Genomic DNA, 4,888 nt, shown 5'->3' on the forward strand with positions numbered 1-4,888 from the left:
CCATGCCCCCGCCCCGGAAATACGCCCAGATCCTCGAAGGCCCCGAAGTGTGCCGTCGCCTCGTCCTCGTCGCCCGAACCGCCCGACGGACCCGGCTTGGGTCGTGCGCCCCAACCCAGGTCGTTGCGCGGTACGGAACTGTCATGGCCGGGGGCCGGGTGGTGGCCGTGCGCCGGGTCCGCCTGCCGTGGCAGGTCGGCCCAGACCAGCAGGCCGGGTCCGTGTTCCTGGGCGCCCCAGGCCCGGCAGAGCCCGTCGATGAGAAGCAGTCCCCTCCCGTGCTCCTCATCCGGCCGCTGCGGGGACGGGCGAGGCTCGCCGGGGGCACAGCCCTCGTCACGGACGGCTATCCGCACCAGGTCCTCGCCATCGTGCAGCTCGCAGACTATGTGGCTGCTCGCGGTGTGCACGATCGCGTTGGTGACCAGCTCGGAGACGACCAGTACCGCCGTGTCGCAGGTGTCCTCGCACACGGACCAGCCGGACAGCCGGGCCCGCGTCAGGCGTCTCGCCTGGGCCGGGGAACCCGGATGGGCGGCCAGCTCGAACCGGAACCGGCGCTCGGCAGCGGCCCCACCAGGGACGGCTCCCGGAGCAGCACCGAGACCGGGGCGGCCTGCGGCGGCGTCTGTTCCTAAGGGCGCGGACGGAATCACGCTTGCCACTATCGCCCCGCCGTGAACACTTGGCAAGTGTCACTATGAAAAATGCAGAGTGCCGTATGACGCTCTGCACGGTCGTGGCACACTGCTCGCAACAGAACGTCGCGCGGCGCCAGTTGGGATCTCCGGAGGTCTGTCCCGATCTTCGAATGAGTCTTCGAATGGCGCCGCAGGGCTGTCAGGATTCGGTTCGCCGGGATCGTTGCGGCGGGCCGGGAGAACCCTTTCACCGAGCTGTACGGACGCATGCGCTGTCAGTACTCAACCCATTACGCAGCACCTAATACGCAGCACTTAAATCGTCACTTACTCGGTACCCGGTACTGGGCACTCGGTACTCGGTACTCGGAACTCATTCGTGGAGGTGGAGCGTGAGCGAGCCGCGGTCCGCACCGACGGTCGGCCAGGTCGTCCTCGGCCGGCGCCTGCTGGACCTGCGGGAACGCGCGGGGCTCAAGCGCGAGGAGGCCGCCCGCGTCCTCCGCGTCGCACCCGCCACGGTCCGCCGCATGGAGATGGCGGAGGTCTCCCTCAAGATCCCCTACCTCCAGCTCCTCCTGAAGTCCTACGGTGTCTCCGACGAGGAGGCCGAGGCCTTCGTCCAGCTCGCCGAGGACGCCAACCGGCCCGGCTGGTGGCAGCGCTTCCACGACATCCTGCCCGGCTGGTTCTCGATGCACGTCAGCCTGGAGGGCGCGGCCGCGCTCATCCGGTCGTACGAACCGCACTTCGTGCCCGGGCTGATGCAGACCGAGGAGTACGCGCGCGGAGTGCTGAAGTCCGGTGCCATCGGCCAGACCGATCCCGACGACATCGAGCGCCATGTCGCGCTGCGCATGCAGCGCCAGGACCTGCTCACCCGGCCCGACGCGCCCCGCTTCTGGGTCGTCATGGACGAGACCGCCCTGCGCCGCCCGGTCGGCGGCCCGGAGGTGATGCGTGCCCAGATCGACAAACTGCTCGACGCCACGAAGCTGCCCAACGTGACCCTGCAGGTCGCCCCGTTCTCCTCGGGGCCGCACCCGGGCACGTACGGGCCCTTCGTGCTGTTCCGATTTGCCATGTCCGAACTGCCGGACATGGTCTACAGCGAGTACCTGACCGGCGCCGTCTACCTGGACGCGCGCGAAGAGGTGGCGACCCACCTTGAGGTCATGGACCGCATGGCGGCGCAGGCCGCTACGGCACATCGCACGAAGGAGATCCTCAAGGATCTCCGCAAGGAGCTGTGAATGGATCGCATCAAGCCGCGTATGAGCGTCTACAACGGTATGCCCGCGCGGGACTTGGGAAGCGAAGGCTGGCACAAGCCGTGGAGCGGCGGCAACGGCGGCAACTGCCTGGAGGCGATGAAGCTCGCCGACGGCCGGATCGCCGTCCGCCAGTCCACCGACCCGGACGGGCCGGCCCTGATCTACACGACCGACGAGATGACGGCCTTCATCGAGGGGGCGAAAGCGGGCGAGGCGGATTTCTTGCTGTCCTGAGCCGACCACCTGTGCTGAATGCTTTTTCCTTACCGAACCTCCTTATTTTGGTACCGACTTGATCACATGTTGCTTTAAGAGCTTATGGAGCACGCCATGACCGTGCGGCCCACCGACAGGATCGACAAGACCGTCGAGATCGACACCAGCAGGCCCACCCCGCCCGCATGTACGACTGGTACCTCGGAGGCAAGGACAACCAGGTCGCGCAGGCCGTCGCGCCGGGGCACGTGTCGTCTACTGCGACAACGACCCGGTCGAGCCGGCCCATTCGGCGGCCCTGCCGCGCGGCACACCCGAGGGTGCGACCGCGTATGTGCAGGCCGACGTGCGCGATCCCGACGCCGTCGTCGAGAGCGCGCGGGTGGCGGTGGTCGACCGGTGGCATCCGGAGCTGGGCGAGCCGGTGCCGGGCCAGGACGACGGGACGATTCCCGGGTACGGGGCGGTGGGGCGCAAGCCCTGACACCGCTCGGCGTCGGGCCTCAGAACCACGACAGCATGCGTCGTGGTGCGTCCACCAGCCGGCTGACGGCGACCACCGGCAACGGCGGCTGCTCCAGCCGGCCCGGACCGGGGACGAGGCTCAGCGCGTAGTAGATCTGCTCGATCGACGGCGGTCCGACGGCGAGATTCCGCCGGACCGCCCGCGCCGACGACTCCTCCCCGGTCCGCACGAGGTACGCCGCCGCCATCGTCCCGGTACGGCCCACCCCCGCACCGCAGTGCACGAACACCGGCCCGCCCGCCGACGCGACGACATCGAGAAACCGCCCCACCTGCGCGGGAGTTGGCGTCTGCCCGTCCCGAATGGGCAGTCGTACGACGTCCAGCCCGGCCCGGCCCGGTTCGGCGAGCTGCGCCGCGGTCAGGTCCTCCGCGCGCAGATCCACGACCGTGGTGAAGCCGAGGCGGGCCAACTCCCGGTAGCCGCCGGGGGAGGGAGCGGCACCTCGCCACAACTTGCCCTCGGTGTCGACGGGTTGGAAGTGATGGATGCCCTGCACGGTACGGGTCCCCGGAGGCGGCGGGGTCTCCTCGCGTGCCCAGTACGACAGCGCGAGGATGCCGAGCGCGCCGGTGGCCCACAGGGCGACGTAGCCGAGGGTGACGACGAGGAGCAGCCTCATCGCACGTCTGGGCAGGCGGAGTCGGGGTGCGGGCGTGAGAACGGTGGCCATGGGCGACCCGGGGTGCTCGGGGACGGGGGCGCCTTGGCATCGTACGTCCGGATTGCGCGTCGGGTCAGTCGTCGTCCGCGTCCGTGTCGCCCATGCCCATCACCGTGAGGTGGGCGCGGTCGAGGGCCGCGTCCTCCAGGCAGCCGCGCAGCCGCATACGGTCGTGCTCGGCGAGCGCGGGCCGTACGACCCCGGCGAACATGCCGTCGCCGAGGCTGCCGAGCGTGGCGTGGTTCAGCGGCACGGAGGTGGAGTCCCGGCAGCGTTCCCAGACCTGCTGCGCGGCGAGTGCCTGCCGTTCGGCGGTCATGTCCGTGCCCCGCACGTCGACTTGGACGAGCACCGAGGTCGCCTCGGAGCCGCTCGCGCTCTGCTCCCGGGTCTGGGTGAGATCGGCGAGCCCCACCACCAGCGCGGCGAGCAGCGCGGCCCCGACGACGCCGACGACGGCCGTGCGGGCGACGCGGCCCTTGGAACGCCGGCCGAGTGCAGGACGGTCCTCCAACTCGCCTACTGTGTCTGGTTGTTCAGGGGCGGTGAGGACGGCGAGGCGTCCCGCGAGGCGCCGTTCGGCCGGACGCCCGGTCGCGGAGGCGATCCGCTGCACCACCCAGGCGAGCCCGGACAGCAGCACCCCGGTGACCATGAGGACGGGCACGAAGACGTACGTACGGTCGGCGGTGTCCTCCTCCAACCAGCGGAAGCGGGCGCTCTCGCGCTCGACGGAACCCTGCCGCAGCCGGGCCAGCACGTCATCCTGACGTGCCGTCAATTCGCGTTGCCTGGCGTCACTTTCCTTCACCCGTTCCTCGATCCGGGTGAGCCGGGCCAGCAGCACGATGCCGAGCAGCATCACCTCGACGACCAGCAGCAGGATCCCGCACAGGATGGCGCGCTGCCACTGCCAGCGGTACAGGTAGACGATGAGGTAGGTGCCCGCCCCGGCGGCGGCGAGGCTTCCGAAGACGTACGCGATCCGCCTCACCGCGCCTCTCCCGTCTGCACGTCTGTTGTCTTTACGTCCGCCGTGTTTACGTCACCGGTGGTGCCGTCGACGGCGACGCGCGACCCGGGCGGGAAGCGCCGTACCGCGTCGGTCGCGCCGACCACGGCAGGCAACCCGAACTCCCGTGCCAGCACCGCGAGATGGGACAACGGGCTGCCGGTCTGGGCGACCAGCGCGGTGAGTCCGGGCAGGAGCGGGGCGAGCGCCGGGTCGAGGGTGCGGACGACGAGCACGGCGTCGGAGGGACGCGGCCCGGTCCCGTCCCAGACCGTCCCGACGGCCCGCCCACCGGACACGCCCCGGCCTTCGTCGCCCTTGCCGCCGGTGCCGGTGCGTTCGGCGACCACCGTGCCCTCCGCCGCCAGCCGGAAGGCATCCGGCAACGGCGGCGACTCGGCCTGCGGCACGCGCGCGTGGAGATCGCCGGGCAGGGGTTCACCATCGAGTACGGCGGCCAACTCCGGCCAGCGCAGCAGCCCTACGCGGTCCGCGGCGGCCGGGCCGAGGCGGCGCGGACCGCGTAGGGCTGCTGCGCTGGCCGGAGTTGGCCGC

Annotated in this window: 6 protein-coding genes and 1 pseudogene; 3 read left to right on the plus strand and 4 right to left on the minus strand. The window is 70.7% G+C overall.

Features of this window, described 5'->3' with window-relative positions; translation table 11 throughout:
• Positions 1 to 665, minus strand: a 665-nt coding sequence (locus AC31A1_RS46760) for an ATP-binding protein (RefSeq protein ID WP_489659153.1), incomplete at its 3' end; no start/stop codon positions are given.
• A 368-nt stretch (positions 666 to 1,033) separates the two neighbouring features.
• On the opposite strand from AC31A1_RS46760, the gene AC31A1_RS46765 reads away from it, so the two are divergent.
• The 3 genes and pseudogenes from AC31A1_RS46765 to AC31A1_RS46775 all read left to right on the plus strand — a co-directional run bounded on the left by AC31A1_RS46765 (position 1,034) and on the right by AC31A1_RS46775 (position 2,615).
• A complete protein-coding gene (locus tag AC31A1_RS46765; RefSeq protein ID WP_393753006.1) occupies positions 1,034 to 1,894 on the plus strand; it encodes a Sco1979 family transcriptional regulator in 861 nt (286 codons plus the stop codon).
• Complete coding sequence (locus AC31A1_RS46770; RefSeq protein WP_019060458.1) at positions 1,895 to 2,149, plus strand: DUF397 domain-containing protein; 255 nt, start codon at positions 1,895 to 1,897, stop codon at positions 2,147 to 2,149.
• A 96-nt stretch (positions 2,150 to 2,245) separates the two neighbouring features.
• Positions 2,246 to 2,615, plus strand: a pseudogene (locus tag AC31A1_RS46775) (SAM-dependent methyltransferase).
• Positions 2,616 to 2,634: 19 nt separating this feature from the next.
• Here AC31A1_RS46775 and AC31A1_RS46780 read toward each other — a convergent pair.
• The 3 genes from AC31A1_RS46780 to AC31A1_RS46790 form a co-directional block, all read right to left on the minus strand.
• A complete protein-coding gene (locus AC31A1_RS46780) occupies positions 2,635 to 3,330 on the minus strand; it encodes a protein-tyrosine phosphatase family protein (RefSeq protein ID WP_489659154.1) in 696 nt (231 codons plus the stop codon).
• Between the two features lie 64 nt (positions 3,331 to 3,394).
• Positions 3,395 to 4,315 (minus strand): hypothetical protein, encoded by a 921-nt coding sequence (locus tag AC31A1_RS46785; protein WP_489659155.1) that lies wholly within the window; start codon positions 4,313 to 4,315, stop codon positions 3,395 to 3,397.
• A partial coding sequence (locus AC31A1_RS46790; RefSeq protein WP_489659156.1) for a PEP-utilizing enzyme occupies positions 4,312 to 4,888 on the minus strand: 577 nt, incomplete at its 5' end. The genes AC31A1_RS46785 and AC31A1_RS46790, both read right to left, overlap by 4 nt.

It is taken from the genome of Streptomyces sp. P5F9 (assembly GCF_057961495.1).

Coding starts and splice junctions, on each gene's coding strand:
- AC31A1_RS46770 (WP_019060458.1), top strand. CDS start 1,895: ATGGATCGCATCAAGCCGCGTATGAGCGTCTACAACGGTATGCCCGCG.
- AC31A1_RS46780 (WP_489659154.1), bottom strand. CDS start 3,330: ATGGCCACCGTTCTCACGCCCGCACCCCGACTCCGCCTGCCCAGACGT.